The 25,466-nt window shown below is 43.8% G+C and carries 30 protein-coding genes, 1 tRNA gene and 2 riboswitches; of the genes, 9 read left to right on the top strand and 22 right to left on the bottom strand.

Translation table 11 applies throughout. From position 1 onward, the window contains the following. Window positions 1–50: 50 nt before the first annotated feature. Entirely contained in the window at window positions 51–302 is a 252-nt protein-coding gene (locus L7E55_RS00835; protein ID WP_277442057.1) for an FmdB family zinc ribbon protein, read from the bottom strand. Window positions 303–417: 115 nt separating this feature from the next. Continuing rightward, window positions 418–687 carry a TIGR04076 family protein gene (locus L7E55_RS00830; protein WP_277442056.1) on the bottom strand — a complete coding sequence of 90 codons (270 nt, stop codon included), beginning with the start codon at window positions 685–687 and terminating at the stop codon, window positions 418–420. A 94-nt stretch (window positions 688–781) separates the two neighbouring features. Between L7E55_RS00830 and L7E55_RS00825 the strand changes: the two genes are divergently transcribed. After that, window positions 782–1,000 (top strand): hypothetical protein, encoded by a 219-nt coding sequence (locus L7E55_RS00825; protein WP_277442055.1) that lies wholly within the window; start codon window positions 782–784, stop codon window positions 998–1,000. Between the two features lie 27 nt (window positions 1,001–1,027). Here the strand turns inward: L7E55_RS00825 and L7E55_RS00820 are convergent, their stop codons facing one another. The 6 genes from L7E55_RS00820 to L7E55_RS00795 all read right to left on the bottom strand — a co-directional run bounded on the left by L7E55_RS00820 (window position 1,028) and on the right by L7E55_RS00795 (window position 5,224). Continuing rightward, window positions 1,028–2,035 (bottom strand): tetratricopeptide repeat protein, encoded by a 1,008-nt coding sequence (locus tag L7E55_RS00820; RefSeq protein WP_277442161.1) that lies wholly within the window; start codon window positions 2,033–2,035, stop codon window positions 1,028–1,030. Between the two features lie 55 nt (window positions 2,036–2,090). Next, window positions 2,091–2,696 (bottom strand): 5' nucleotidase, NT5C type, encoded by a 606-nt coding sequence (locus tag L7E55_RS00815; protein WP_277442054.1) that lies wholly within the window; start codon window positions 2,694–2,696, stop codon window positions 2,091–2,093. Window positions 2,697–2,879: 183 nt separating this feature from the next. Beyond that, entirely contained in the window at window positions 2,880–3,683 is an 804-nt protein-coding gene (locus tag L7E55_RS00810; protein WP_277442053.1) for a LysM peptidoglycan-binding domain-containing protein, read from the bottom strand. Beyond that, a riboswitch (cyclic di-AMP (ydaO/yuaA leader) is annotated at window positions 3,683–3,833 on the bottom strand. Its footprint overlaps the gene before it by 1 nt. A 59-nt stretch (window positions 3,834–3,892) precedes the next feature. Then, window positions 3,893–4,264, bottom strand: a complete 372-nt coding sequence (locus tag L7E55_RS00805; RefSeq protein ID WP_277442052.1) for a DUF2512 family protein — start codon at window positions 4,262–4,264, stop codon at window positions 3,893–3,895. 42 nt (window positions 4,265–4,306) lie between these two features. Then, entirely contained in the window at window positions 4,307–4,684 is a 378-nt protein-coding gene (locus tag L7E55_RS00800; protein WP_277442051.1) for a zinc ribbon domain-containing protein, read from the bottom strand. Window positions 4,685–4,798: 114 nt separating this feature from the next. Further along, window positions 4,799–5,224 carry a ribonuclease HI family protein gene (locus tag L7E55_RS00795; protein WP_277442050.1) on the bottom strand — a complete coding sequence of 142 codons (426 nt, stop codon included), beginning with the start codon at window positions 5,222–5,224 and terminating at the stop codon, window positions 4,799–4,801. 255 nt (window positions 5,225–5,479) lie between these two features. Here L7E55_RS00795 and L7E55_RS00790 point away from each other — a divergent pair, with 255 nt between their 5' ends. Continuing rightward, window positions 5,480–5,734, top strand: a complete 255-nt coding sequence (locus tag L7E55_RS00790) for an AbrB/MazE/SpoVT family DNA-binding domain-containing protein (RefSeq protein WP_277442049.1) — start codon at window positions 5,480–5,482, stop codon at window positions 5,732–5,734. 342 nt (window positions 5,735–6,076) lie between these two features. On the opposite strand, the gene L7E55_RS00785 is transcribed toward L7E55_RS00790, so the two are convergent. Beyond that, the gene (locus L7E55_RS00785; RefSeq protein WP_277442048.1) at window positions 6,077–7,420 is read right to left on the bottom strand and encodes an aminotransferase class V-fold PLP-dependent enzyme; all 1,344 of its coding nucleotides are present in this window, start codon (window positions 7,418–7,420) and stop codon (window positions 6,077–6,079) included. Window positions 7,421–7,814: 394 nt separating this feature from the next. Beyond that, window positions 7,815–8,654: a L,D-transpeptidase family protein gene (locus L7E55_RS00780; RefSeq protein ID WP_277442047.1), complete on the bottom strand. Its 840-nt coding sequence runs from the start codon at window positions 8,652–8,654 to the stop codon at window positions 7,815–7,817. Between the two features lie 271 nt (window positions 8,655–8,925). Between L7E55_RS00780 and L7E55_RS00775 the strand changes: the two genes are divergently transcribed. From L7E55_RS00775 to L7E55_RS00765, 3 genes are all read left to right on the top strand, one after another. Continuing rightward, window positions 8,926–9,756 (top strand): methyl-accepting chemotaxis protein, encoded by an 831-nt coding sequence (locus L7E55_RS00775; RefSeq protein ID WP_277442045.1) that lies wholly within the window; start codon window positions 8,926–8,928, stop codon window positions 9,754–9,756. Between the two features lie 134 nt (window positions 9,757–9,890). After that, on the top strand, window positions 9,891–10,040 hold the full coding sequence (locus L7E55_RS00770; RefSeq protein ID WP_277442044.1) for a hypothetical protein: 150 nt from the start codon (window positions 9,891–9,893) through the stop codon (window positions 10,038–10,040). A 320-nt stretch (window positions 10,041–10,360) separates the two neighbouring features. Then, window positions 10,361–10,516, top strand: a complete 156-nt coding sequence (locus L7E55_RS00765) for a hypothetical protein (protein ID WP_277442043.1) — start codon at window positions 10,361–10,363, stop codon at window positions 10,514–10,516. Window positions 10,517–10,854: 338 nt separating this feature from the next. On the opposite strand, the gene L7E55_RS00760 is transcribed toward L7E55_RS00765, so the two are convergent. From L7E55_RS00760 to L7E55_RS00750, 3 genes are all read right to left on the bottom strand, one after another. After that, window positions 10,855–10,992 carry a hypothetical protein gene (locus tag L7E55_RS00760; protein ID WP_277442042.1) on the bottom strand — a complete coding sequence of 46 codons (138 nt, stop codon included), beginning with the start codon at window positions 10,990–10,992 and terminating at the stop codon, window positions 10,855–10,857. A gap of 28 nt (window positions 10,993–11,020) precedes the next feature. Next, window positions 11,021–11,149: a hypothetical protein gene (locus L7E55_RS00755; protein WP_277442041.1), complete on the bottom strand. Its 129-nt coding sequence runs from the start codon at window positions 11,147–11,149 to the stop codon at window positions 11,021–11,023. A gap of 314 nt (window positions 11,150–11,463) precedes the next feature. Continuing rightward, window positions 11,464–11,538: transfer RNA gene (locus L7E55_RS00750), tRNA-Thr, on the bottom strand. Between the two features lie 310 nt (window positions 11,539–11,848). Next, window positions 11,849–11,937: riboswitch (cyclic di-GMP riboswitch) on the top strand. Between the two features lie 35 nt (window positions 11,938–11,972). Here L7E55_RS00750 and L7E55_RS00745 point away from each other — a divergent pair. Both L7E55_RS00745 and L7E55_RS00740 read left to right on the top strand, forming a co-directional pair. Next, window positions 11,973–12,200 carry a hypothetical protein gene (locus tag L7E55_RS00745; protein WP_277442040.1) on the top strand — a complete coding sequence of 76 codons (228 nt, stop codon included), beginning with the start codon at window positions 11,973–11,975 and terminating at the stop codon, window positions 12,198–12,200. A gap of 342 nt (window positions 12,201–12,542) precedes the next feature. Further along, window positions 12,543–13,928 (top strand): DUF2225 domain-containing protein, encoded by a 1,386-nt coding sequence (locus L7E55_RS00740; RefSeq protein ID WP_277442039.1) that lies wholly within the window; start codon window positions 12,543–12,545, stop codon window positions 13,926–13,928. Window positions 13,929–13,933: 5 nt separating this feature from the next. Here L7E55_RS00740 and L7E55_RS00735 read toward each other — a convergent pair whose 3' ends face one another. From L7E55_RS00735 to L7E55_RS00715, 5 genes are read right to left on the bottom strand one after another with little or no spacing between them, the layout of a single operon-like run. Then, the gene (locus L7E55_RS00735) at window positions 13,934–14,497 is read right to left on the bottom strand and encodes a TetR/AcrR family transcriptional regulator (protein WP_277442038.1); all 564 of its coding nucleotides are present in this window, start codon (window positions 14,495–14,497) and stop codon (window positions 13,934–13,936) included. Window positions 14,498–14,521: 24 nt separating this feature from the next. After that, the gene (locus L7E55_RS00730; protein ID WP_277442037.1) at window positions 14,522–15,631 is read right to left on the bottom strand and encodes an ABC transporter permease; all 1,110 of its coding nucleotides are present in this window, start codon (window positions 15,629–15,631) and stop codon (window positions 14,522–14,524) included. Next, complete coding sequence (locus tag L7E55_RS00725; RefSeq protein ID WP_277442036.1) at window positions 15,632–16,549, bottom strand: ABC transporter ATP-binding protein; 918 nt, start codon at window positions 16,547–16,549, stop codon at window positions 15,632–15,634. Then, a complete protein-coding gene (locus L7E55_RS00720) occupies window positions 16,549–17,427 on the bottom strand; it encodes an ABC transporter ATP-binding protein (RefSeq protein WP_277442160.1) in 879 nt (292 codons plus the stop codon). Before L7E55_RS00720 ends, L7E55_RS00725 begins: the two co-directional genes overlap by 1 nt. Before the next feature lie 29 nt (window positions 17,428–17,456). Beyond that, window positions 17,457–18,440 (bottom strand): HlyD family secretion protein, encoded by a 984-nt coding sequence (locus tag L7E55_RS00715; protein WP_277442035.1) that lies wholly within the window; start codon window positions 18,438–18,440, stop codon window positions 17,457–17,459. 208 nt (window positions 18,441–18,648) lie between these two features. On the opposite strand from L7E55_RS00715, the gene L7E55_RS00710 reads away from it, so the two are divergent. Together L7E55_RS00710 and L7E55_RS00705 are read left to right on the top strand one after the other, a co-directional pair. Further along, window positions 18,649–19,722, top strand: a complete 1,074-nt coding sequence (locus L7E55_RS00710) for a GNAT family N-acetyltransferase (RefSeq protein WP_277442034.1) — start codon at window positions 18,649–18,651, stop codon at window positions 19,720–19,722. 120 nt (window positions 19,723–19,842) lie between these two features. Then, complete coding sequence (locus L7E55_RS00705; RefSeq protein ID WP_277442033.1) at window positions 19,843–20,529, top strand: protein-L-isoaspartate(D-aspartate) O-methyltransferase; 687 nt, start codon at window positions 19,843–19,845, stop codon at window positions 20,527–20,529. 9 nt (window positions 20,530–20,538) lie between these two features. Here L7E55_RS00705 and L7E55_RS00700 read toward each other — a convergent pair whose 3' ends face one another. The 4 genes from L7E55_RS00700 to L7E55_RS00685 form a co-directional block, all read right to left on the bottom strand. Then, entirely contained in the window at window positions 20,539–21,744 is a 1,206-nt protein-coding gene (locus tag L7E55_RS00700; RefSeq protein WP_277442032.1) for a vWA domain-containing protein, read from the bottom strand. 31 nt (window positions 21,745–21,775) lie between these two features. Continuing rightward, on the bottom strand, window positions 21,776–22,987 hold the full coding sequence (locus L7E55_RS00695) for a vWA domain-containing protein (protein WP_420851981.1): 1,212 nt from the start codon (window positions 22,985–22,987) through the stop codon (window positions 21,776–21,778). Then, window positions 22,984–23,856, bottom strand: coding sequence for an AAA family ATPase (locus tag L7E55_RS00690; RefSeq protein ID WP_277442031.1), 873 nt, complete (start codon window positions 23,854–23,856; stop codon window positions 22,984–22,986). Before L7E55_RS00690 ends, L7E55_RS00695 begins: the two co-directional genes overlap by 4 nt. A gap of 408 nt (window positions 23,857–24,264) precedes the next feature. Continuing rightward, window positions 24,265–25,422: an acyl-CoA dehydrogenase family protein gene (locus tag L7E55_RS00685; protein WP_277442030.1), complete on the bottom strand. Its 1,158-nt coding sequence runs from the start codon at window positions 25,420–25,422 to the stop codon at window positions 24,265–24,267. Window positions 25,423–25,466 lie beyond the last annotated feature (44 nt).

Genomic DNA, 25,466 nt, shown 5'->3' with positions numbered 1-25,466 from the left:
AATAAATAAAACAGGCCGTTCATGCCGGCCTGGGTGTTTCCCTTTAAACATTATTGAAGTTCCTGTCCGCAGCAGGAACCGGCAGCCGCGCACCCTTTTTCACCGGGATTGCCGTTGCAGCACCTTCCCAAATCATCATTAGCCGGTCTCCCGACAGAACTAGGAAGAAAAGGAGCCGAGATGAGCTTCTTTAAATTGGAACCGCCACAATCAGGGCACTTGATTCCCTTTTCCTGACCGGCCAGTTGGAGAACCTCAAATACTTTTTCACATTCACCGCACTTGTACTCAAATATCGGCATATTAACCACCTCTTTTTTTTAATCAGATACTAGTATTCGACAATTGCCGCAAAAAATCCTACGTCTCATTTCAGTTAATTGGATAATGGCAGGGTTGTTATTATCGCTTCTTTCCTTAAACCGGCACCCTCCTCAGTTCAAAAATTACCGGCCTTTCCGGATCGGGACATGCCCAGGTAGTGACATCACTGTTGTCAGCCCAGGGGAACTGACCGCCATAAAGCAGCGCGGCAACAGCGGAACGCAACGAATCGTAGGCAAACTGGCACAGCCCGGCCGGAGATATCGCCGAGAACTCAAAGCTATCGCCTACCTTATGTCCGTATGAGCACACACCGTCACCCCGTATTTCAACAATAGTCGCGATTATCTTATATTTGTACATGGCCGCTCCCTCCTATTGGTATTCTATCAATAATTATATTTCTTACCCCGCCAATCCATTTCCGAACCGTGACACATACCGGATGAATGAACTTTTGCCGGTTGAACATAATAAATTTATGAGTAAACATAAAAGTCACGTCGACAGAAGAAGAAATGAATACGGTAACGCTGTTAGCAAGATGCGCGTTAAACAGATGGAGCGTTTAAATAAGGCTGCCCCATTAATTGAATATAATTTAGAAAACTTTTCGGGGAAATTTGAGATCTATGATCATAATAAAAATAAAGGAAGAAAAAAACCTCTATCATAACCGGTAATTATTTATAGCTTTAATTATTCAAATAAGTTCACCTTTCGCCAAGTAATGCCCGGTAATTGCAATCAGCTTACCTAGTTCCTCATCTGAGGGATCATCATTTAAGGCTCTTTCGAAACAAATTTTCGCTTCAAAATAATTGCCCAGTTTTAAGTGTGAACTCCCCATCATTTTAAAATAGAGTGGTTTGGATACTATTTTTGTCGCTTCCGAAAAACATGCCAGGGCATCTTCATACATACCAAGCTCATAATATGCAAGACCTCTCCAATGTAAGGACTGCTCGCTTAATGATGTTTCACCCAGGTATTCAACTGCTTGTTTGTGATTCCCCTTGCGGTAATTCACAATACCTAAATACAAGTTGGCTAAATTAATGTTACCGTCTAGTTCTTTATATTTAAGGATGTTATTTTCAGCCTCTGCCAAACGATCAGAATTAAGGTAGCAAATAGCAAGATCGAGAAAAACATGCGTTTCACCTTGATAAATGGAAAGATAACTCTCAAAGCATGAAATCGCTTCACTGAAGTTTCCTGAAGCATACAAAGATTTTCCCACCCAATAAAAGGCCTGAAAAGTATCGTTGTTGTTGTTTGCCAAGGACATTATTTCACGGAATATTTTTAATGCGTTGTCATATTGATTTAAAGCAAAATAAATCTTACCGGTATAAAATAAATTTTGGATTGTTTTAGTAGAGGCCGTAAAACAACTTAAGGCATCCTCATAACGGCCCAAACGATAAAGGCATGTACCCTTTAACGGCGCCAGTTCAGCCTGCGGGAGTTTGGACGAAGCTTTTTCCAATACTCCCAGACATTCCTCATAGCAAGTCTCTTTCTGATAGAGGGCGGCAAGCCTCAGGTAGATCTCCCCGGCCTTTTCATCCTTCCCAAGTTCCTCCAGGACGGTAGCATACCTGACTAAGGCGTTAATATTTTCAGGATCTTCCTTTATAATTGATTTTAATATTTTTTCAGACTCAAATATTTCCCCGCGGTAATACAGTCTGATTGCGTCAGACATTTCGCTCAACGGAAAAACCTCCCGTCACTTGTACTTACAACGTTAAAATATCAAATCACTTGCAATCTGTCAGATCAAATTTATTATTACACGAAGTCATCAACTGCTGTGATTCTATCACCAGAGCCCTGTATATTTCAAACCATGAGTGTTTGCGGTAAATTAGTCCCGGTAAATTCCCCCGGTTGTATGGAGCGTCCATCAATATGACCGGTATTCCCGCCGCGCTTAACTCCAGGCCAACCTCAAGCGTGTCCTCTACCATTACATCCAGCCCTTTTTCCAGGCAAGTTTCATCTTTCTTGTAACTTCCGAGGAGCACTAACTCATCGTAAAGCATACCATGCCGCCGCAGCCAAGCCTGTGTTTCCTGTTTATACGCTTCTCTTCGAGCCGTAACGATACAAATATGATGATATTTTTTGATCATACTCAGATAATGCGCGGCGCCTTTTACAGGGCAGGCGGCGGACATTAAAAACCGGCCCTTTTGTTCAATAAACGCTTTTAATTCAGTTGCTGTGATCTCAAAAGTCTGAATAATATTATACAGATGAATCTCTTCAACCTGCTTGTTTTTATTAAAATAACGATTAAGTTCCCGAACCCATAAAGGCAGGCTGTCTGCCAAAACGCCGTCAATATCTACCCCGACTCGCATTAATATCCCCCGTTCAATTGTGGGCTTATTTTATCAGTGGTGGGATCAGTATATGTCAAATTATCGCAGATTGTCAATTGTGTCACCATCCACAATTCCTTAGTAAAAATAAAGCCCGGCTAACCGGACTTTAGTTGGTATGGGTGTTCGCTGTAATTGTACTAAGCAGTTAAAAAACAGCTATTAATAAGTAAAAACAACATTTCCAATAACCGTGCTCACAGGTCTGGACCACAGCCAGTTATTATTGACCTTATTTCCGGCAAAGAAATAAAGCGCCCCGTTGGTCGGGTCCACCCCGCTCAACGCATCCTTTGCCGCCTGGATGGATTGAAAACTTGCGGGGTTGTCGATCCATCCGTTCATGACCGGCTCGAACTGGTAGGTACCATCATTGTATTGATAGATAACATCTTCAATAGATTTTGGAAAACAATCGCTGTTTAACCGGTTCAAAACAACAGCGCCAACCGCCACCTTCCCCGCATACGGTTCACCGTCCGCCTCAGCCGTAATTAAACGGGCCAAAAGGTCAACATCAGCGAGTGACGGCCTCCGGAAATTGCTTCCCCGGCTCACCCCGGAAACAGATTTTTTCACAGTAGCGCCAGCCCCGGGAATTGCCAGAACCATGCCCGCGTAGATCATGGTGTCTCTCAGGCCATTGGCCTGCATAATATTCTGATAGCCCACACCAAACATCTGGCTAATCGAATAAAGGCTGTCTCCCTCCCTGACGGTGTAATAAGAGCCTTCACCACTATAGTTGCTTTCCGGGATATTAAGCTGCTGCCCCGGGTAAATAAGAGAGTCCTGGATTCCATTGGCTTCCTTCAGGGAATCTAACGAGATACCGTAATCCAAACTGATAGAATAAAGACTTTCCCCGGGCAAAACATCGTGAACAGCGGCATCAGCGATAGCCGGTACTGCATACACCCCCAACAATAATAAAAAACCTACCAAGAGACGAAAAACAAAAATCAATAAAATCCCTCCTCCGCCTTCGGGGTTAGCTGAAGGGTTCGGGTAGAGGGCACCCTACCTTTATAACCGCTCGCGGTTAATCCGGATTCACCCCAAAAAATTTTGTCCCCCGTACCCCGTAATATATCGGGGATTCGGCTTTATTTAACAATTATATCAGTCATTAGAATGCCTGGCCATATCACAAATATTGACATTCTATTATCCTATTAAGGTTTAATTTTCCCTTTATATATCAACCTGGCCAGATAACGAACATGGTAGTACCATTCACCAAGCCCAACTAACACGGCAATAATTATCAGACCAGGGACTGGAAGATAGACTTTTTCCACTGACCGTACCACTTCCCAGGCAACTACCACGGTTATAACAACATCAGATAAAACTGCCAAGCGATTCCCATACTGCGGTAAAACTATCAAATCGGCAATAAAATAGGCCGCCAAAGTCAAAACCATTGCTGCGATCACAGCCGTCAAGGTAGTGATGTTACCCATTACCGGCATAATTAATCCAAATATTGTAATTATTAGTAGGAATTTTGTTAAAATAGCATTAAAATGTTTATTTTTGAACATTTAATTTTTTCCCCACAATTGCTATTGGTTGACTCGGTTGGGTTATTCTGAAATAACCTTAGTACCGCAAATAAAGCAAAATTTAGCGGCGGCGGGCAGTTCCGTCTGGCACTTGGAACATATCACCGGTTTCGGCATAAGTTTTGCCATCTGCGCTTCATATTCAGCGATATCATCCTCCAGCGCTTTTGTGCTTACAAGAAGACGTTCCACCTCATCATCAAGTTCTCGCTCGCCTTTATATTGCAGATAAACCAGTTTACCCAGAGCTGATATGTTGTTTTCCATCTCCTTTTCCAACTTGCTTATCTCAAACTTTAACTTAGCCGCACCCACAAGGTCACTTGATTTTTTACTTATTGTTTTAGCCCCTTCAGTTAGCGTCTTGGCGCTCTCACTAACCTTTTTAAAAATTTCCATATAGGCGCCTCCTTATTTTAATGTATATAATTAATTCTAGACAGCTCAAATACTTCCCTTCTATTCTGTTGCCAAGCAAAATTTATTTCTCCCTTATTTAAACAAAATTTTATACTATAAACGGTAATTATCAAGTTCACGGTTGACCGCCGCGTCAGCCAGCTTATTTTCCTCTCTTGGCACATAGCTCAAGGTAACTTTGAGATTGGGATTATCGGCAAGATTTTCCCATACGCGCCTGGCAATCTCATATAGTTCAGGGGCCTTAATTTTATATTTACGATTAAACTGGCGTACTATTAATTCACTGTCTGACCTCACTTCAGCTTCGATGTTTCCATGCTGGCGGGCCAAATGAACCAGCGCTGCTACCGCCCCTTCCAAAGCGCTCCACTCAGCATAATTATTGGTTAACTTATTCCCAAGGAACTTGCTTTTTGTGGCAAGGACCTGACCCGCCTCGTTAGTAATAACCATTGCCGCAGCCGCATTCCCCGGGTTGCCGCGGCTGCCGCCATCGATATTAACGAAAAATTTCAAAAGAATCACCCCGTATTTTATTCGTTACTAATCACCGGCCTTTACCAGTTGTGGTGATCCCTTGAAGAATACTACAAATTCACACATGAAGCAAGTTTACAAATATACCCTATAATACAAGGTTAGCAAATATTAGGGACATATTGTTAACTGAATAATTTTTAAACAATTATTTCAGAAGTATTTACTTTCAATGGTATCATCTGGTATAATATCAATGTAATATTTTGTCGAAAAAAGGGGAGGAATGTAATATTGAAAGCAACGGGCCTGGTCAGAAAAATAGACGACCTCGGAAGAGTGGTTATTCCCGCAGAAATCAGGCGCATCATGGGTATTGACGAGAAGAACCCAATAGAGATTTATACTGAATTCGACAAGATAATATTAAGGAAATACGAGCCAACTTGTACTTTTTGCGGCACCACCATAGATGTCCAGAGTTATCAAGGTAAAATAGTATGCCGGAAATGTGTCCAAGAAGTATTTGATAATGTGAAAGCAGTATAATCAAGGAAACTATTTTCCCAATGTTCCGCCGCCTGTTCCCCCACTGCCCAAGGTGGGGGCTTTGTTATTATTGGATTACCAGCCAGGTAATAATTATTACTATAAACAAGGCTAACAACTGGGTAAAATTATTTGGCAATTTGCCTATAGTTATTGCCAAAAAAGCGAAAACCCCAAAAAATATTATCTCACAGAAACCGCCTAATTGTTCAAAAGGCATTTAATGATCACTCTCCCGGAGAAAAAAACTTTAAAACAACTTATGTTTTAGAAAATTAATATGTTACATTAATAACCCATTACAAACACATTAGAACGGTGGTTGTAATGGGTTATGCCCTTTTATATAGCCATGTATTTTTGGATATAACGTTCTTTATTGTTTACTATGTGATGAAGCGCTTGAACTAAAACACTAATTTCATCAAAGTCATTGTACAACCCAAAACTAACCCTGATCATACCCGGGCGGTTAAGAGGACGGCTGAGCGGACGGCTGTGGGTGCGATGCTCTCTTATACATGATTCTTTTTTTTCGGAAATCTTTAATAGTTCCCGGACATATGGCTGTGCGCAAAAGCACCCGCTACGGACTGCTATACCGGTTTCTCCTGCCAGGATGTCAGCTACCAAAGTATGATGAATCCCTTCGAGATTAAAGGAAATGATTCCTATCCGGGGTTTGTCGGGATTTGTATCACTATAGAGCTGTAGACCGGGTATATTTTTAAAGTTATCTATAGTGTTTTTCCATAACCCTAATTCATAATTACTGATATTCTGCATACCTATCATACTCAATGTTTTAACCGCGGCTTGCAAACTGAGCACTCCCATTAAATTTGGCGTACCTGCTTCTTCTTTATTAGGTGGATCGTCCCATACCACGTTAGTATGGGTAACAGTCCGTACAGTACCACCTCCGGTATATTCTGGGGCGCCATTCATAAAAGTTTCTTTAGGGCCGATCAATACCCCTGTTCCAAACGGCGCATACATCTTATGGCCGGAAAATGCCAGGTAATCAATATGCCGGGGTGAATTGAAAGGTTTCATGTCAATTTGAGCGTGTGGAACTAGTTGAGCTCCGTCTACGAATATTTTTGCATTATACTGATGGGCTATTTCCGCTATTTCATAAATGGGATTGACATATCCTGTGACATTCGAAGCTCCGGTGACTGCTACTAATTTTACAGAGCGCTTATATTTTTTCAATTTATTGACTAAATCATCAAGGCATAGTCTTCCATCATTATCTATTTCTATATAATCAACATGATGCTTATTTCTCCAGGGAAGATCATTAGAATGGTGTTCCATACATGTAGACAAAATTACACTTTTCTTAGTGTCATCACAAAGTCGATAAGATAATTTATTTATTGCTTCAGTCGTATTCCTTAAGAAAATTACAGTGTCATGATTAAGGTCCGCCTTAACAAAGTTCGCTATTGCCAATCTTGAATTTTCATATAATTCAGTTGAAAGCCTGGACTTATATCCTGCCCCTCGATGAACAGAAGAATACATAGGCGCAAACTGGATAATTTCTTGCAAAGCCTGGACAAATGGCGGTGTGGTAGCGGCATTATCCATATTAATTGAAGTAACCCAGTTGCCATTATGAAGTGGAACTTTTGCATCGACTCCGACAACAAGTTCCCGGAAAGCGGATCGGACCATGTCAATTACCTCCGAAGGTAGTTTTATACCGTTAAATTACAACTTCAAGCCGTAGCCATAAATCAAAAATTTATAACCACCGACACATTTTAAAACCGGTGGTTACAAAGATATCCTACTATTTGTGTTTTCTCCAAAACCAACCAACCTGTGCCACATGCTTCTTCAGTTGGATATTCAGCCCTATAGATTGCTCCCGATTTTATTTTCTACATAATATGAAATAGGCGATAAACATGTGAACTAACAATTTTATGCAATAATTCATTGCCTCATCTAAAACTATAAATAGCGAGTAATCACAATCTGTTGGCTTTACTCTCCCCTTCGCAACCCTGCTCAATGGCGCGCGGGGTTTAATAAAAAAGCCTGTTTTCTGAATACCCATATTATTTTATGGTCTTCTATCTCCAAGTACCAAATCATTCGCCAGTTGCAGCCGATCATAGGTCAGGGGACCAACGATTCCGTCTGGACTCAGTCCTTGAGCCCGCTGAAATTGAACTACAGCCGATTCCGTAGCCGGACCGTAAAAACCGTCCAGATCGCCGCGATAATAGCCAAGCATTTGCAAAATTTGCTGGACACGCAATACATCTGAACCAGGTTCCACGCCTATACGCAGAAGCCTTCCCGTAAAAGCATCACCTGTTATTTTTACCCTGGTTCCAAGCGGTACAAGTTCATATATTCGGGTAATGTCGTCATTCCTCATGCGGATACACCCATGACTGGCGGCACTACCAATAGAGGCCTCGTTATCAGTACCGTGAATGCCGTAGCCTCCCCATGGACAGTTTAATCTCATCCACCGCACCCCGAAGGGACCGCCCGGGTTTTTAGTCTTTTGTATAATCTTCCAGTCCCCCAGGGGCGTAGGGGTGTTAGGAGTACCTACAGCCACCGGGAAAACCCCTATTTCTCGCCCAAACTGGCGCAAAGATAACTGTAATGTACGGGTATCGATAATAATAACATATTCAGGCGCAACTGTAACATCGTCCTTCGGACTAAGCCCAAGAGCATTATACGTGTCCGGGCCAACAACACCGTCCGCGGTTAAGCCAAAATTTTGCTGTGCCCTGATAACAGCATCCCGGGTTTCCGGACTATATACGCCGTTAGCCGGACCCGTATAAAAACCCAGCTCTTTTAGCCGCTTTTGCACATACTGGACATCGGGTCCCTCCATTAAAGGATCCATGATACGCAGGTATCTACTTGCATACAACACAGGTTATCACCTCATTTTATAATATGATAATCTGTGGAAACAGTTACCACCATTATTACTCACAATTATTCATTGGATCAAACGCCTTCCTCCGCTTCCTTCCGGCGTCCCCGAGATCGGACTTTAAAAAACAGCTTAACGGTATTGAATTTCTTGTTCATGAGGCTCACCTTTATCTATAAATAAATTTGTCGTATTATGTTTTATTTTGTAGTATTATGTAATGTTAAGAGGACTAATAAAAGCATATAAAAAGGTGTGGTGGCAGAAAATGTTGTTATCAGAAGATAACGTCCTGGAATCATTAGTTAAAATTGCTCCAATAATCCAAGGAATGCTCCCAATCGACTGCATGATTGGAATATCGGACAAGGAGAAATATATCTATTATCTCCCAAGTCATGAAATAGACTTAGGTGACTTGGCCGGAAAGCCAATTCCCGAGGGTGGCGGTATGTATAAGGCCATAAATACGGGCAAGGTTACTGAGGTAGTATTAGATAAAGAGGTTTATGGCGTATCTTTCAAATCCAGAAGCATACCCCTGAAAGATAAAAAAGGCAATGTAATTGGCGCCATATTCCTCGGTCTCGGTTTAAAGAGCAAGGACGAGGCGGCAAATATAGCCCAAGCGGTAGCATCTTCAACGCAACAGACTTCAGCCACGATAGAGGAACTTGCTTCTTCCGCTCAGCAACTGGCTAATAGTCAAGACATCCTTAAAACTCAGGTAGAAGAAGTGATTACTCAGGTCAAGAAGACTGACACGATTTTAGGATTTATTAATGAGGTTGCTAATACTTCCAACCTACTGGGTCTTAGCGCTGCCATAGAAGCGGCAAGAGCCGGAGAACACGGCAAAGGTTTCTCTGTAGTAGCGGATGAAATTCGCAAAATGTCGGTGAAAAGCACACAGGGAGTCAAGGAAATTAAAAACATTCTTGCTACAATAAACGAGAAAGCATTATTAATGGATGAAAAAGTTATTAATACCGCTGCTTTAAGCGAGGAACAGGCGGCAGCTACACAAGAGATTTCCGCCGCTATGCAAGAACTGTCTATCTCGGCGGGAAAAATTCAAGAAATCGCCAAAATTGACTAATTAGCCTCAGCCATTACATCTACTGCAATTTTATCGTCGAGTAGTGGATGAAGGGAGAATAACGGCGAGATAAAATCATTTTTACAAAATAAAAATCCTTGAACCGGAGATGATATTGTAGCGGAGGTGTATCAATGAAAAGAGTAAAACAAAAGAAGAAAGAACCAACCTTAGCACCTGGATCTAAAGGGATACTGGAGAAGAGTGCCAGCAAAGAAGAGATTAAAAAAGGTGAATTTACCAAGGTCACAAACTTGTCATTTGATGAGGCCGACCCCAGTTAAGGCAAGTATAACAATATTCTCACTCATGCCGAATAAGCAAAAAGCCGTTAATCGTCTTGATGATTACTAAATTAGTAGTAGTAAAATTAACGTCGGGCTAAAATGGCTAAAAAACACAAAATGGCCTCCCGGGGCGATCCCCGGAGGCCTTGATTTTTTTGGAGATTTTACATTTTTGCGTTGGGTATTGTTGGTTGAATTTGTGGGTAATATTTTACATGGTAATATTCTCCACGGTAACGTTAACCATAATAACCCATATGACATATTATATTTTAAGACCGGTCAGGAAATCCATCCCCGAGAGGAGGGAATTCAAAATGGGCTTCGTAGAGAAAAAAGAAGAGGAATGCGATTGCCGCAATTGCCGCATTGAAATTAAGGATAGTATTGTCGTGATAATTTGTGGTGAAGTGGAAGTTGAGAAGTTAAAACATTGCCTTGGCTCATTAATGGAAGCAAAAGATAACAAATAGGAAGAGGAAAATACTTTTGCCTCTGCCGGTATGCCGTGGCGTATTTACGCTACGGCCTTTCTTATGTTTGCAGTAAACCTCTCCAGTTAAGCCAGGATTCGTGGTTCCCGGCTTATTTTATGGCAACTCCGGCTATTCAGACGTTGTTATATTCTTTCGATTACCCCATCTTGACATTATATTTATATGATTTCTACGTTTTTGAGCCGTATGGCCCGGTGATAGTTCACCCGGTTGGCCATATTTTGCATGTATCTCATTTTACCATTGCCAAAATCATAACCACCGGTAAATACCGATGGTTACAAACGTAGCCTTTATGTTAGTGTTTTTACAGTTTAAATGCAGCAGCCGCACATGCCCACGCCGAAAACGAGCAGGATGAAAATCAGGAAGATAATAAACGCTGGGCTACTAAAACAACCTGTGCCACAAGCTTCTTCCGCTTTAACTACTTGGGACTTAACTTCAGCCATGGAAATACCTCCTTATAAGGCTTTCATACTAAATACAGCCTCCGCAGCAACTCACTCCAAAGATGAGCAGGATAAAAATCAGGAAAACAATAAACCCGATGTTACCAAAACCTGTGCCGCATCCTGTGCCGCAACCTGCACCTACGCCGAATGCCATAAGAATCACCCCTTTTGCTTTTTTATATAATATGCAGGCAATGATTTATGTGTTAATCAATGGTTATGCACCCAAATTAATCTAGCAGCATAAGTTATATTAACAGTTGCTCCTTTTGTTCCATAGACCTCCTTGGCAAAAACCCGGTCCATCAATGGGCTGGGTTTTTGTTTTTCGGTTGGACTGTAGAAAAAGCCCGCCTTAAAGACGGGCAAAGAGAGGTGAAAGATGTTAAAAAGGTAAGGCGTACCAGGAGACATTAGGGTCATTAATAAAACAGCCTCCAGCTAAAACCCCGGAGGCCTTGATTTTCTTGGAGCTGATGGTGGGATTTGAACCCACGACCTGCGCATTACGAGTGCGCTGCTCTACCCCTGAGCCACATCAGCTTAATTAAATAAATTTTTAGTTAACAACTAGCGCATTTAATATTTTATCCGAACAAGTAGTTAAAGTCAACTTGCCTCCAATACTAGGTTACGGTAAATCCTTTCTTGATTGAATTGTCATGTGATAATTATGAAGATATTCACACAGTATGCTTCAATGTTGCCCCTATTGTACAAACAATTGATTTTGACATTTTATACGGTTTTTCCTACCTGAATGTCGTAAAAAATAGGACCATAGTCCTGTGATAATAGTTCTCCTTTCACATTTTCTTATTTTAAATAGCTGTTATAATATAGTAACAACGCAAACTGAAAAAGGCAAACATAGTGAAAACTATGGACGCAAAGCCACGGGTCTAAAGTATCGTGTAGTACCATGATAGCCGGGTTACCAGTAACCCCGGGATTCCTTTACAAAGAAGGGGTAGTATATGCGTTATATAAAAACATTTTACCCAAAAGTTCTATACTTCATTTTACCTTTCATAACCATATTTATTCTGATAAAATATAACACTCCAATGCTGGCCGCTGGAGTCGCCCTTTATTTAATGATGGGTTTCGACGATTCATCTAACAAGTTTTTATCCCGCTTCAGCGAAAAAGAGTATACCGTCAACATCACTGATTGGATGAAAAAAGAAGTTAGTCATAACTAAGTGTTATTGTAACTAATAAACATTAAGGTTACTGCAATTTAGGACTAAAGTCCTAAAAAATTGGGAAATTTTTCTCATGTAGGATAATTAAAAATAATTATAATTATTTTTAATACCTCCTTTAATATAATCACCCATCTAGAGGGGCTTTCTCCCCACCATTCCCTATTCCATAATACAGGGAATTTTTTTTATTGTTTTTAATTCATGGATATTATGCGGGAACACAGTTATTTTAGCTGAGAAAAAAATCCACCTTTGCAATAAGTAAAAATTCCTTTCAATTGATATTTTGGTAGTATAGAATATTAACTGAAATCTTAAAGGTGGGTGAAATCATACATGGATGCTCTTGAAAGCATTTTAAAGAAGATACCTTTTTTTAAAGACATAAACTATCCTTTACAAGACTTGGTTAAAAAAATGCGCCTAGAGCGTTTCGAAGAAAATACAGATATATTTTCTGAAGGAGAGCAAGGTTCAAGCTTATACCTAATCATATCAGGAAAAGTTTTAATATATGCAAAATCGACCACTGGACAGGAAATGGCTATCCAAACACTTGAACCGTCAGATTTTTTTGGGGAAATGAGTCTGTTAGACGGCGGATATCGCTCAGCCTGCGCCAGGACATTAGAAAAATCAATTATTTTTAGTCTGGAACGAAAAGACTTTCTAGAATTTCTAGATGATAACCCGAGAGCAGCTGTAAAAATAATTGAAACTTTAAGCAAAAGACTTCGACAATCAAATATCCGAAATAAAATATTAATTGAAACCAACCGCAAGTTAACTAACCAGGGTACCGACCAAAACCAGATTACCGCCGCCAATATACCCGTACAGTTCAATGACGAGCGACAAGAGCAGTTAACCAAGGAAACAAAAGAATTCAGCGTTAAAAAAGATACGTATGCCCCGGAAGAAAAAGAGGAAAACGGTTTCGCGGATATATTGGAACAGCATTTAAACGATGTCGAACATGCTGATGAGGAAGATGATAAGGCAGACGCCAAAAAAGAGATTGAGCAAAAAGAAATGTTGTATTATAAAAAAGCCGTTTGTCCAATTTGCAACGCTAAATTCGAAACACCGAAAGCTTTGTCAAAATACGTTCAATCCGTGAAGATGGATTATGATTTCTGTCAACACCACAAGTATATTAATCCGATTTATTATGAAATGAGTGTTTGTCCTATTTGTGGCTTTACCTATAACGAAGAGATCCAAGGAATGCGCTTAAAAAAAGAACAGTCGGAAGAAATAAAATCGCGCCTGATGACATTCTGGCAGAATAATAAATTAAAAGACTATAGTGGGGTCCGTAGTTTGGAAGACGCTATAGAAACTTTCCTGTTGGCTATTTACTGCCTCCAGGGCAGGGCCGTCAAAAAATCCCAGATGGGCATGATGTATTTAAAAATTGCCTGGTTCTACAGGTTTAAAGATGAAGGCGAACAAGAACGGAAATATATTGAAAGAGCCTTGGCAAGCCTTTCGCTGGCTTTTGAAAAAGAAGATTTTTCCGCAAAGGCGGAGATAAATACAGCTTACTTGCTGGGTGTATTAAACCTGAATACGGGTAATATCAGAGAATCGGCAAAATGGCTGGACCGTGTCTTGAGACACCCGGCAAAATCAATGTTTCCAATGATTATTAACCAAACCAGAGACCTTTGGACTGACGTTAGACAAAAATTACGCGAGGAAAAAGAGCGGAAAGAATGATGACTTCATTCCTCCAACACAATACCTGACAAAAAAATAGTGAATAATGTCTGAATTGTTTCTTCCACGGATAAGTTGTTGTCTATAATAAAAGCCGGGTTAACCACCGACCTGATACTGGCCAGCAACGCTGTAGTGAATATTTTCGGATTTACGGACTTAAAACAACGGTATTTATTGTTTAATAGGAGATCATCGAATAAATGCTGAATCCGTCTTGCCCGAAACTGTTCGATTTTCTCCCAAAGATGAGGGTAATACTTATGCAAATCATGAAGAGCCGCCGGAGTGAGCTTCTCGGTTATCCTTGGGACTATTTTAATAATATTTGATATCTTTTCCACCGGATTTTCACAAGAATCCAACATCTGTAGGATTTTTTGTTCAAAACCACTTAAAATATCATTCAGCAACGTGTCAATTATTTCTTCTTTACTATTAAAGTAACGGTAAATAGTCCTTTTACTGACTCCGGCCCGGGTTGCCAACTCGTCCATCGTAACGCCGGAAAATCCCCGCTGCAAGGCCAATTCATTAAAGGCAGTTAAAATTCTTCGCTTGTAGTCCATTCTATACACCACCCAGGCTGTATTTCAGGCAATTTTTTTCTTAAACTTGATAATGCTCAAGGTCATCATAATTATCGAAAAAATAAGCAACGACATAACTTGGGGCATTAAATACCGGAAACCGATCCCTTTTAATACGATTCCCCGGATAATTGTCAGGTAAAATGTCAGAGGAAATACATTCCCAATGTACTGGATTATTGAGGGCATGGCTTCCCGGGGAAACATGAAGCCGGACAGCATGATACTCGGCAGGAAAACAAAGAAAGACATCTGAAAAGCCTGCATCTGATTTCTCGCTATGTTTGAAATAAATATGCCGATTCCCAGTGATGCCGTGATGAAAAACAATGTTAACAAATAAAGCTCCAATATGCTGCCCCGTATGGGCACTCCAAAAACAATACCGCCCATCAGGAGAGCAACGGTGATCTGCAGGTAACCGAGGGCAATATAAGGAATTACTTTGCCGATCATCAACTCATACGACCTCACCGGGGTAACCATAAGCTGCTCCAGGGTACCCTTTTCACGTTCCCGGACTATTCCCATTGAGGTCATCATAACCATGGTCATAGTCACAATAATCCCCAGGATGGCGGGAACCATATAATAAGCGGTAATGCCGTCGGGGTTATACCATGGGCGCACCCTGATATCATAAGGCAGGCTTTGCACGCCGGTCTTCTGCATAATGATTTTTTGCGATTTTAACAGCCCTATCGAGTTGGCTATGGCAATAGCGGAATTAGACACCATACTGTCGCTGGCGTCCACCAGCACCTGTACCGGCGCCGTCTCACCCCTGCGCAGCTTTTCCGCAAAATCAGGCGGAAAAATGATTCCCGCCTTGGCCTTGCCGCTGTCAATCATTTCCGTTATTTCCGCATATCCTTTCGCTGTGGAGGTAATATCAAAGTACCCTGAAGAACTGAAAGAATCCAGAAGGTCCCTGCTTTCAATGGACATGGACTGGTCAAAAACAACCGTGGATATATGCTTCACTTCAGTCTGAATGGCATAACCAAAGAGCAGCAACTGCACCAATGGGAGCATGAAGACCATGCCGAGCGTCAACCGGTCCCTTTTCATCTGTAAAAACTCTTTCTTCAAGATCGCCAGTATTCTGCTCATTTAAGATTCCTGCTTTCTTTTCAACTTAGCCAGGGTTATGAATACATCTTCCAGAGAAGGTGTGATCACTCTGGCTTTCACTCCGGTATACCGGTCAAATGCCGCGACATTTTTCTCGGAATCAAGCAGCACGTGCAGCAGCGGCCCATGGATGGAGCATTCTTTCACAAAGGGCAGCGACTCCAGATCTTTCATTCGGTCCATGGCGTCCGGCAGGTCCACTTCGACCATGCAACCTTCAATCACTTTATTTTTCAAGTTGTCCGGCGTGTCGTTGGCAATCAGGCTCCCCCCGGAAATGAAAGCAATGTTATGGCACCTTTCCGCTTCATCCATAAAATGAGTAGTGACCATAACCGTTGTTCCCTCGTTCGCCAGCTTTTGAATAATTTTAAAAAACATTCGCCTGCTGGTCGGGCTGACCCCGCTGGTAGGTTCGTCCAGGAACAATATAGAAGGGCGGGACATAATAGCGCACCCAAGGGCTAGCCGTTGCTTCAACCCGCCGCTCAGATTTGCCGGCAACTCACTTTCCTTGCCAACCAGCAAGGCCATCTCAACCATTTCAGCAATCCTTTTTTTACGCTCGTGATATGGGATACTGTACATCCCCGCGTAGAACACCAGGTTTTCATAAACGGTCAAGTCGTCATACAGGCTGAATTTCTGAGACATATAGCCAATATTTTGCTTGATTTTTTCCGATTCATGGGCGAGGTCATAACCAAGCACGGAACCGGAGCCAGAAGTGGGCTCCAACAGCCCGCACAGCATTCTCATCGTGGTCGTCTTTCCGGAACCGTTAGGCCCTAAAAAGCCGTATATTTCTCCCGGCCTGATGTTAATGTTGATTCTGTCGACAGCGGTAAAAGAACCAAACATTCTGGTAAGATCATGGGTGGTTACCGCGTATTCCATTAAACCACCTCTTCTTTTGTCATAGCTACGAAAACATCCTCCATTGAGGGCGGTATCTGCCTTATGTAATGGATTGCCACTTTCTTTTCCGAAAGCAAATTTATGATGGCGGCTTTTGCTTGTTCTACATCATACACTGCCACATGGTACTTATCGCCGTAAAAATCGCCGTCAACCACTTCCGGAAGGTCGTTGATGAAGTCCAGATCCCGCGCACTCGCCTTCAGTTCCAGGATTCCGTATGGAAAACTCTTTTTTAAACTGCCGGGATCACCGGTCGACATAATTATTCCCCTGCTCATTAAAGCAACTTTCTTACATAGTTCCGCTTCATCCATGTATGGGGTAGAAACGACAATCGTGACTCCTTCTTTATTCAGCTCGTATAAAATTTTCCAGAATTCTTTGCGGGATTCCGGGTCAACTCCGTAGGTCGGCTCATCAAGAATCAATAAGGCGGGCCTGGCCAATAGAGCGCAAGTCAGGGCCAGTTTTTGTTTCATTCCCCCGGAAAGGTCGTCGGCAAACCGTGATTTAAAGCCGGCTAAATCAGTTATCTCCAGTATTTCGTCGGAACGCCGGCGGATCGTTTTGCTGTCTATTTTGTACAGGGCGCCAAAAAAATTGATATTTTCCGCAACTGTCAAATCACCGTAAAGACTAAATTTTTGAGGCATATAGCCAAAGCTGTCACCTGTCCGGGTAATCCTGCCGCTATTAGGTTCGATTAAGCCGCAAAACATGCGCATCAGGGTGGTTTTGCCGGCGCCGTCAGGCCCCACCAGACCCCAAATGTCGCCCTTGGCAACCTTTAAGGTAACGCCACTGACTGCTGTCAGGTCACCAAACACTTTTGTCAATGATTCTGTTTCAATTATGTTATCAATGTTCACTTGCTCCATCACCGTCACCTCTGCTCATCAATGGTGACATCGGCAGGCATACCCGGCTTTAATGTGCCGTTTTCGTCACTAATTCTAATTTTAACCTCATAGACAATATTGGTGCGTTCTTTTTTAGTCTGAATGGTTTTCGGCGTATACTCTCCACTGGTAGCGATTTCTTCAATTATTCCCGTATATTTTTCCTCACTCCCGCTCACTGTGAAGGCGACCTGCCGCCCTATTTTTATTTTGGGCAGGTCGTCAGTGGGCAAATATATTTTTATCCACATATCATTGGTATTGACAACGGTTGCCACCGAAGCGCCGGCCTGAATAAATTCACCTTCCTCAAAATTCTTAGTTAAAACGCTCCCGTCAATAGGGCTCAGCACACGGGTATCTTCCAGTGCCGCCTCTGAAGCCTTCAGGATTGCATTGTTTCTCTCAAGTTCAGTTCTGGCTGCTTCAATCTGCTCCGGCCTGCTGCCGGATTCTAACAAGCTTAGTTTTGATTCGGCTGAATCCACCTGGTTTTTAGCTTGCCGCAAAGCTGTTTCCGCGTTTTCTATTTCGGATTTGGAAATCGCCTGCGCTTGAAATAACGCCAAAGCCCTTTGATAATCTTTATCGGTTTTGTCATAATTTGTCCGGGCGATGTTGACAGCAATCTCAGCGTCTTTTATTTCCTGCCATCTGGCGCCTGATGTCAGATCTGCCAATTGCGCTTCGGCCTTTAGAACGCCAAGCGCATCTCTCTCTTTCTGGGCAATCAAGTCATTGCGGGCGACTATCGCCACAAGTTGACCTTTTTTCACAGGATCGCCGGAATTAATTGTCACATTTTGGAGGGTACCGGGTACTTTAGCGCATAACTGCACCTTCGTTGCCTCGATAGTACCGGTTGCCTGGATACCCGCCGGTTGTGTTTTGCCATACTTGACGTATCCCCAATAAGCGCCGGCACTTAACAGAACCAACAGTACCCCTATGGCTATTTTCCTTTTCATGCTTACCCCCCATTTCAGCTAATCAATTAACTGGCAGCAAATAGGTAAACTATTGCTACTACTACAGTTTACCTATTCTCAATATACCACTTGTCCAATTGTCCGGCAACTAATATTTTCATCATTACCCTGGATCACGTGATAAAATTTTATGTTCCACTGTCAAGCAGTGCCGCATAATCTGTTAACAAAAACCGGAGGTGCTGTCTTGACTGTTGAAGTAATCGCGGCGTCCGGACAAAATGAAATAAAAGCGTTTAACACCTTTCCCCGGGCGGTATACCATGGCACTTTCAGTGCTCCTTCTTTCCCCGGGTTTGATCAGTCAAGCCGCCAGTTTACTGATCCCCTATTTAGCAGGGTTACGGCCCAACCATTCCTGGCTCTGAGGGACGGGCACCCGGTTGGCAGGATAGCTGCAAGCATACATCACGACTACCCCGTCAAAAAAACCGGTTTTTTTGGCTATTTTGAATCGTTGAACGATCCCATGGCAACTATGGCCCTGCTTAAAGCAGCGGCACGCTGGTTATTGGAAAATGGCATGTCCCGTATAATCGGCCCGGTGGACTTGTCCCCACATGAACGTTTGGGTTTGTTGATTGAAGGCTTCAAGGGGAATCATCATCCCGGCATGCCCTACAATCCTCCTTATTACGCAGACCTTCTCACAGGGTGTGGCTTTAATACTGAAATAAATCTTTACGCGTATCGCTATAATTTACGAAATCCCTTGCCGGATAAATTGCTCCGGGTGGCCAATCGCGCCGCCGGCAGGATTAAAAATCTGCGTTTAAGAGAAGTGAATTTTAACGACATAGATAACGAAGGTAAAATGTTTTCCCGGATTCATAACGGTTCAATGAGCGATGGGTGGGGTTTCGTCTCCCTTTCCGCAAGTGAAGGCTCGGCAATCTGGCGGAAACTTCATGGAGTTTGCGAACCGGGCCTGGTTTTGGTAGCCGAAATTGACGAAGAACCTGCCGGTCTTTGTTTAGGTATTTATCCAATCATTAAACCGTCTTTCCCTAGATTATTCAGCCAGCCCAGCTTACGGCTGGCGGTCCTGGCCGTCTTGCCTCAGCACCGTTTAAAAGGACTGGAAGCGGCACTCATCCTGGAATTTATCCGGCGAGCCCGCAGGATAGGGATATCTACAATTGAGTTATCTCAGGTTGCTGATAACAACCTGATGATGAACCATATAATTAAGAGCCTGGGGAATAATCAATGTGAGAGGATTTATGGCATATATCAAGCTAAAACCGGTGATTTAGCTTAATTCACTGTTAATTTACCAGGAATATTGTTCCTTTTCGGCGTAAACACTGGTATTATTAATTCTGCCGGGGGAAATATTAAAAGTCGTTATCCGATCAAAATAACAACGAGGAGTATGATTATGGAATTCCCGCAAAACAGTGACAACGATTCCAGTGACCGCGCGGACGAAAGGAGGCGAATGGTGGAAAAGCAGCTTATTCCTTTGGGTATTACCAACAAGGCCGTCTTGCAGAGCATGCTCGCAGTGCCGCGTCACTTTTTCGTTTCTGAACAGCTACAGGCCTATGCTTATGATGATTGCGCGCTTCCCATTGATGAGGGACAAACTATCAGCCAGCCATACATAGTCGCCTTGATGGCTGAAGCCCTGGAGCCGGAGCCGGAAGACCGGATTTTGGAAATCGGCGCCGGTTCCGGATATGCGGCGGCAATAATATCGCGTATTGTGTCCAAAGTATATACGATTGAGCGTCATGAAACCCTGGCTGGACAAGCTCAAACGCGTTTTCAAACTTTAAAGTACGATAACATAATAGTTCGCATAGGCGACGGTTCAAAAGGTTGGGCCGGGGAAGCGCCCTTCGACGGGATCGTGGTGGCGGCGGGAGCGCCGGTCGTCCCTGAGTCTTTGAGCAATCAACTGAAAACTGGAGGCTTTCTAGTGGTTCCTGTGGGTAAGAAAACCCACCAGGATTTGCTGCGTTTAAGAAAAAGAGCGGATGGTGGAATTGACCGGGAAAACCTGGGGGCGGTACGCTTTGTTCCCCTTGTAGGTGAAGAAGGCTGGAACGCAAACAAATCTTAATAAATATAATCAAACACGGACCTTGAGCCGTTTTACCGCCTGCTGCAGCCCGCTCAACGACAACTCGTACATGGGAAACAATTCACGGATCATGCTAATGGTATGCGCGCGGTAATTCATACGTTCATCCCACCCTTGGGCCGGTATCGGGTTAAGCCAAACAGCGTGCTTGAAATGCCTGGCCAAACGCTCCAGCCAGACCGCACCCGACTCGTTATTCATACTGTCCCAGTCTATGGCCCCGTTCACCATGGTCAATTCACCCGGCGCCATGCTGGCGTCACCAACAATAATCAGCCGGTAATCAGGATCGAGGTTATGCAATATATCGTATGTTTTTACAGCATTGCTCCACACGCAGGCCGGCTTTACATAGATATTATCATATATGCAATTATGAAAATAATAGCATTTTAAATCTTTCAAGTGAGTTGAGCGTTTGACCGCGCTGAATAACCGGCTGCACAGCTCGATGTAAGGATCCATCGACCCGCCCGAATCCATGATCAGGACAATTTTAATATTGTTCTTGCGCGGGCGGTCCCATACAAGCTTCAACTTGCCGGCATTCCGGCAGGTGGCACCGACGGTGCCGTTTAAATCCAACTCGCTCTTCAAACCTTCGTGGCGGCTGGTCAACTGGCGGAGAATGCGCAAAGCGGCCTCAAACTTTCTTACGCCAATGATGACATCACTGCGGTATCCCCGGTAACGCCGCTCGCCGGCCACCTTGACAGCCGAGCTGCCGCCGGAGGCGCCGCCGATACGTATTCCCCCTTTCGGATTGAAACCGCTATGTCCAAACCGCGACGCGCCGCCCGTGCCAGCCATTTTGGAGCCGCCCTGGCGCTCTCCGTCCTGTGTTTTCAACTTTTCTTCCAGTTCATGGCGCAACTTTTTTACATCCCAATCCTGAAAGAGCTCTCGCTCTTCCGGGGATGTCATCAGAGGGGGCTGTTCTTTTGACAGCCAGTTCAAAGCTTGTTCAATCACATTGACAGGTGTTTCCACACCTTTAAAGTAGTTTTGGAATGCCAAGTCGAAACTGTCAAAATGGAATTCACTTTTTACCAGCACCGACCTGGCCAGGTGGTAAAACCCGCTCAAACTGGAAAAGGCCAGACCCTTGCTCAGCGCTTCCATCAGGGTCATCCACTCCGTCAGGGAAACAGGCACCCCAGCCCTTTTCAGCTCATAAAGAAAATTAACAAACAACGTTTCACCACCATAATGTTTGACCCATTCATCAGAACTTTACCTTAAGACTCTTTATCGCCTGCTCCAGCCCGTCCAGGGTCAACTCGAACATAGGAAACAGTTTTCTGATCAAAACGATGGAGTGCGCTCCATAATTCAATCGCGGGTCCCACCACTGGTATGGAACGGGATTCAACCATACGGCATGTGGAAAACGCTTGATTAATCTTTCCAGCCAGACCAACCCCGGCTCATTATTCATACTGTCCCAATCAAGAGCCCCGCCCACCATGGTCAGCTCACTGGGAGACATGCTGGCGTCACCCACTATAATTAACCGGTATTCGGGGTCAAGATCACGTAAAAAATCGTACGTTTTAACGGCGTAACGAGAAACACACGACGGGTTGACATAGATGTTTTCATAAATGCAGTTGTGGAAATAATAAAATTTTAAATCTTTAAAATGGGTCGACCGGTTAACCGCTGAAAACAACTGGCTGCAAAGATCAATGTATTCATCCATCGATCCTCCCGAATCCATCACCACAACAACTTTCATGGTGTTCTTGCGGGAGCGGTCCCAAACCAGTTCCAGCCTGCCGGCGTTCCGGCAAGTTGCGTCGATGGTGCCATCCAGATCCAGCACGTCTTTTTCCCCATCGGTGCGGCTGGTAAGCTGGCGAAGTTTGCGCAAGGCCACTTCAAACTGCCTTACCCCGAGGGTTTCATCGCCCCGGTAGCCGCGGTAGCGCCGTTCAGCTGCGACCTTGACGGCCGAGCGGTTGGTCGACTCGCCGCCGATACGCACACCGGCCGGGTTATAGCCGCCATGACCGAAGGGTGAACGGCCGCCCGTGCCGATCCACTTGGAGCCGCCATGATGCTGCCCATCCTGCGTTTTCAATCTTTCATCCAGTTCACGGCGCAGCTTATCCAAATCCCATTCTTGAAAAAGCTTGCGATCTTCCGGCGAGATCAAATACGGAGGCAAGGCGTCTTTAAGCCATTCCATGGCCTGCTCCAGCACATCCGCAGGTGTTTCAATGCCTTTAAAGTAGTTCTGGAAGGCAATATCGTAACTGTCGAAATGGGCTTCACTTTTAACCAGCACCGCCCTGGCCAGGTAATAAAAACCGCTCAAACTGGAAAAAGCCAGGCCTTTGCTCAAAGCTTCCATCAAAGTCATCCACTCTGTCAGGGAAACCGGCACCCCGGTTCTTTTCAGTTCATAAAAGAAGTTAACGAACAGGGGTATCACCCCCTCCATATGGTCTGAATGCTCGGCTTGGTTTTCGAGGAGCCTTGGGCGCTAAGTCTCTTCAAGATAATATCGAAATCCTGGTTCTTCTTAATTAAAACTCCTAAAAGAGGTATTTCTTTACGAATTTTTTCCAGGCTAATCCCGCCCACAGCCAGTGCTTGCACCCAGTCAATCAGCTCGCTGGTGCTCGGCTTCTTTTGCAGTCCGCTCAGGCTCCTGATCCAGTAAAACGCTTCCATCGCTTCGCCAACCAACCGGTCTTCCAGGTTGGGGTGGTGCACCTTGACGATTTCTTTCATCATCTCCGGCTCAGGGAAGGAGATGTAATGGAAAATACACCTTCTTAAAAAAGCGTCCGGCAGTTCTTTCTCAGCGTTGCTGGTGATAATCACAATCGGCCGGTGTTTCGCGGTGATTGTCGCCCCGGTTTCGGGGATAAAAAAGCTCATCACGTCCAATTCCCACAGCAGGTCGTTCGGAAATTCCAGGTCTGCCTTGTCGATTTCATCAATAAGCAACACGACCTGCTCATCGGATGCAAAAGCTTCGCCCAGCTTCCCCAAACGAATATACTGACTGATGTCTGAAACGTCGTGGTCCCCGAACTGGCTGTCATAGAGCCTTTGCACCGTATCATAAATATACAGGCCGTCCTGGGCCTTGGTTGTGGATTTGATATTCCAGATGATCAGCCGCTGCCCCAATCCCTCGGATATGCTCCGGGCCAGCATAGTCTTGCCGGTGCCCGGTTCCCCTTTAATTAACAAAGGCCTGCCGAGCGCCCTGGATACGTTTACGCTGTTCATCAGATCTTCAGAGGCGATATAATTCGCCGTACCCCTAAAATCTTGCGCTTTCGCTTGCATTTATTCCCCCCCCTAATTATTCAACATACTATTTTTCTGTTTATACTATTCCTTTGAATTATAAGCATGCATTACTTCCAACCATACGGTTATTTCAACATTAGATCGTTATTAGATTAACACGTAAATGAATCATATGCAAGCGATATACACTACCGTACTACCTACAAATTGCATGACGGTATCCGCTCATTCACATATTCCGTAGGAATAAGCTACTTTTCCACCATTTTCCTCCGTTTTAAAACATTTTTTTATTTCTTTATCGTAAAAAAAGGCCGCCTTCTTATGCCCGCCGCCGTAAATACTAAAACGACGATCATAAAAATGGTGGCCGCTATATTAACGATGAGGTTTAACTAATGCGATCTTCGGGTCTACTGGTTAGCCGTTAAGAATCCTTTGATCCTAACGGTCGGGCGCGAAACCAAGTTCAATGTTGGCGATGATTTGCATATGCATGTTGGAGGTTCCCTCCAGGGTCTCGAACTGTTTGCAATCGCGGAGCCATCTGCCGCAAGGATACTCATTGGAATATCCGTATGAACCGTAGATTTTCATTGCCAGGTTGGCGGCGTGAACAGATGCCAGGCAACCTGCCAGCTTAGCGGTTGAAGTCGCCTTCTGGCTGGGTAATTTGTTGTCTTTTAACCATGCGGCGCGATAAACGAGTTGTTTGGCCGCCTCATCTTCCAAGATCATTTCAGCAATCTGCTGCTGAACCATCTGGTGTTTGCCGATTGGCACGCCAAACTGGTAACGTTCATTAGCATATTGAATGCAACCATCCAGGCACGCCCTGGAAAGAGCCGCGCCGCCAACGGCACAACCCATGCGGGTATTGTTCAACTGCCACATGCAAATGAAGAAACCCTTGTTTAATCCGCCTAAAAGATTTTCTTTAGGAACCACCGCATCCTCGAAAATTAGTTCCGAAGTCGGGGCGGCATACATGCCGACTTTATCTTCCATCGGAATTCTTTGAACGCCGGGGGTATTGTTATAGTCAATGATGAAACAGGACATCCCCTTAGCGCCTTTGCCTTTGTCAGTCATAGCATAGAGTAGCCCGACATCGGAAGTGTGCCCTCCGGATATCCACGTCTTGGTGCCGTTGATCAGCCAGTGGTCGCCCTTATCTTCTGCAAACGTCTTCATGCTGGCTACATCGGAACCTGTGTTAGGCTCGGTGATAGCAAAGCTTCCCGCCCATGTCCCGTCTAACAGTTTGGGAATCCATTTTTGTTTTTGTTCTTCAGTGCCGTATTCATTAATGGTCATTGCCGGACCCCAGCAGTTGCCGCTGATGGAAAGTCTCCAGGAAGTATGCACTTTGGCTATTTCATACAGGGCTATAACGCCTTCCATCCAACCCATGCCGTTTCCGCCGTATTCTTCCGGAATGCTCCAGCCCAGCAGGCCCAGTTCACCCATTTTGGTTAAAATCTCTCTGCGATAGTAATGGTTCTTTTCATCCTCTTCAACGTAAGGAGCAATTTCCTTTTCCGCAAAATTGCGAGCCATATCCTGTACCATTTTTTGTTCTTCTGTTAACCCAAAATCCATTCTATTCCCTCCTAATTTAAATTATATTACTGTAAATGGTGATT

Origin of the sequence: Pelotomaculum isophthalicicum JI, assembly GCF_029478095.1 — a bacterium.
In the GTDB taxonomy this organism is placed as follows: domain Bacteria; phylum Bacillota; class Desulfotomaculia; order Desulfotomaculales; family Pelotomaculaceae; genus Pelotomaculum_D; species Pelotomaculum_D isophthalicicum.
The sequence above is the reverse complement of the archived record's forward strand: the minus strand, read 5'-3'. Positions and strand labels throughout refer to the sequence as shown.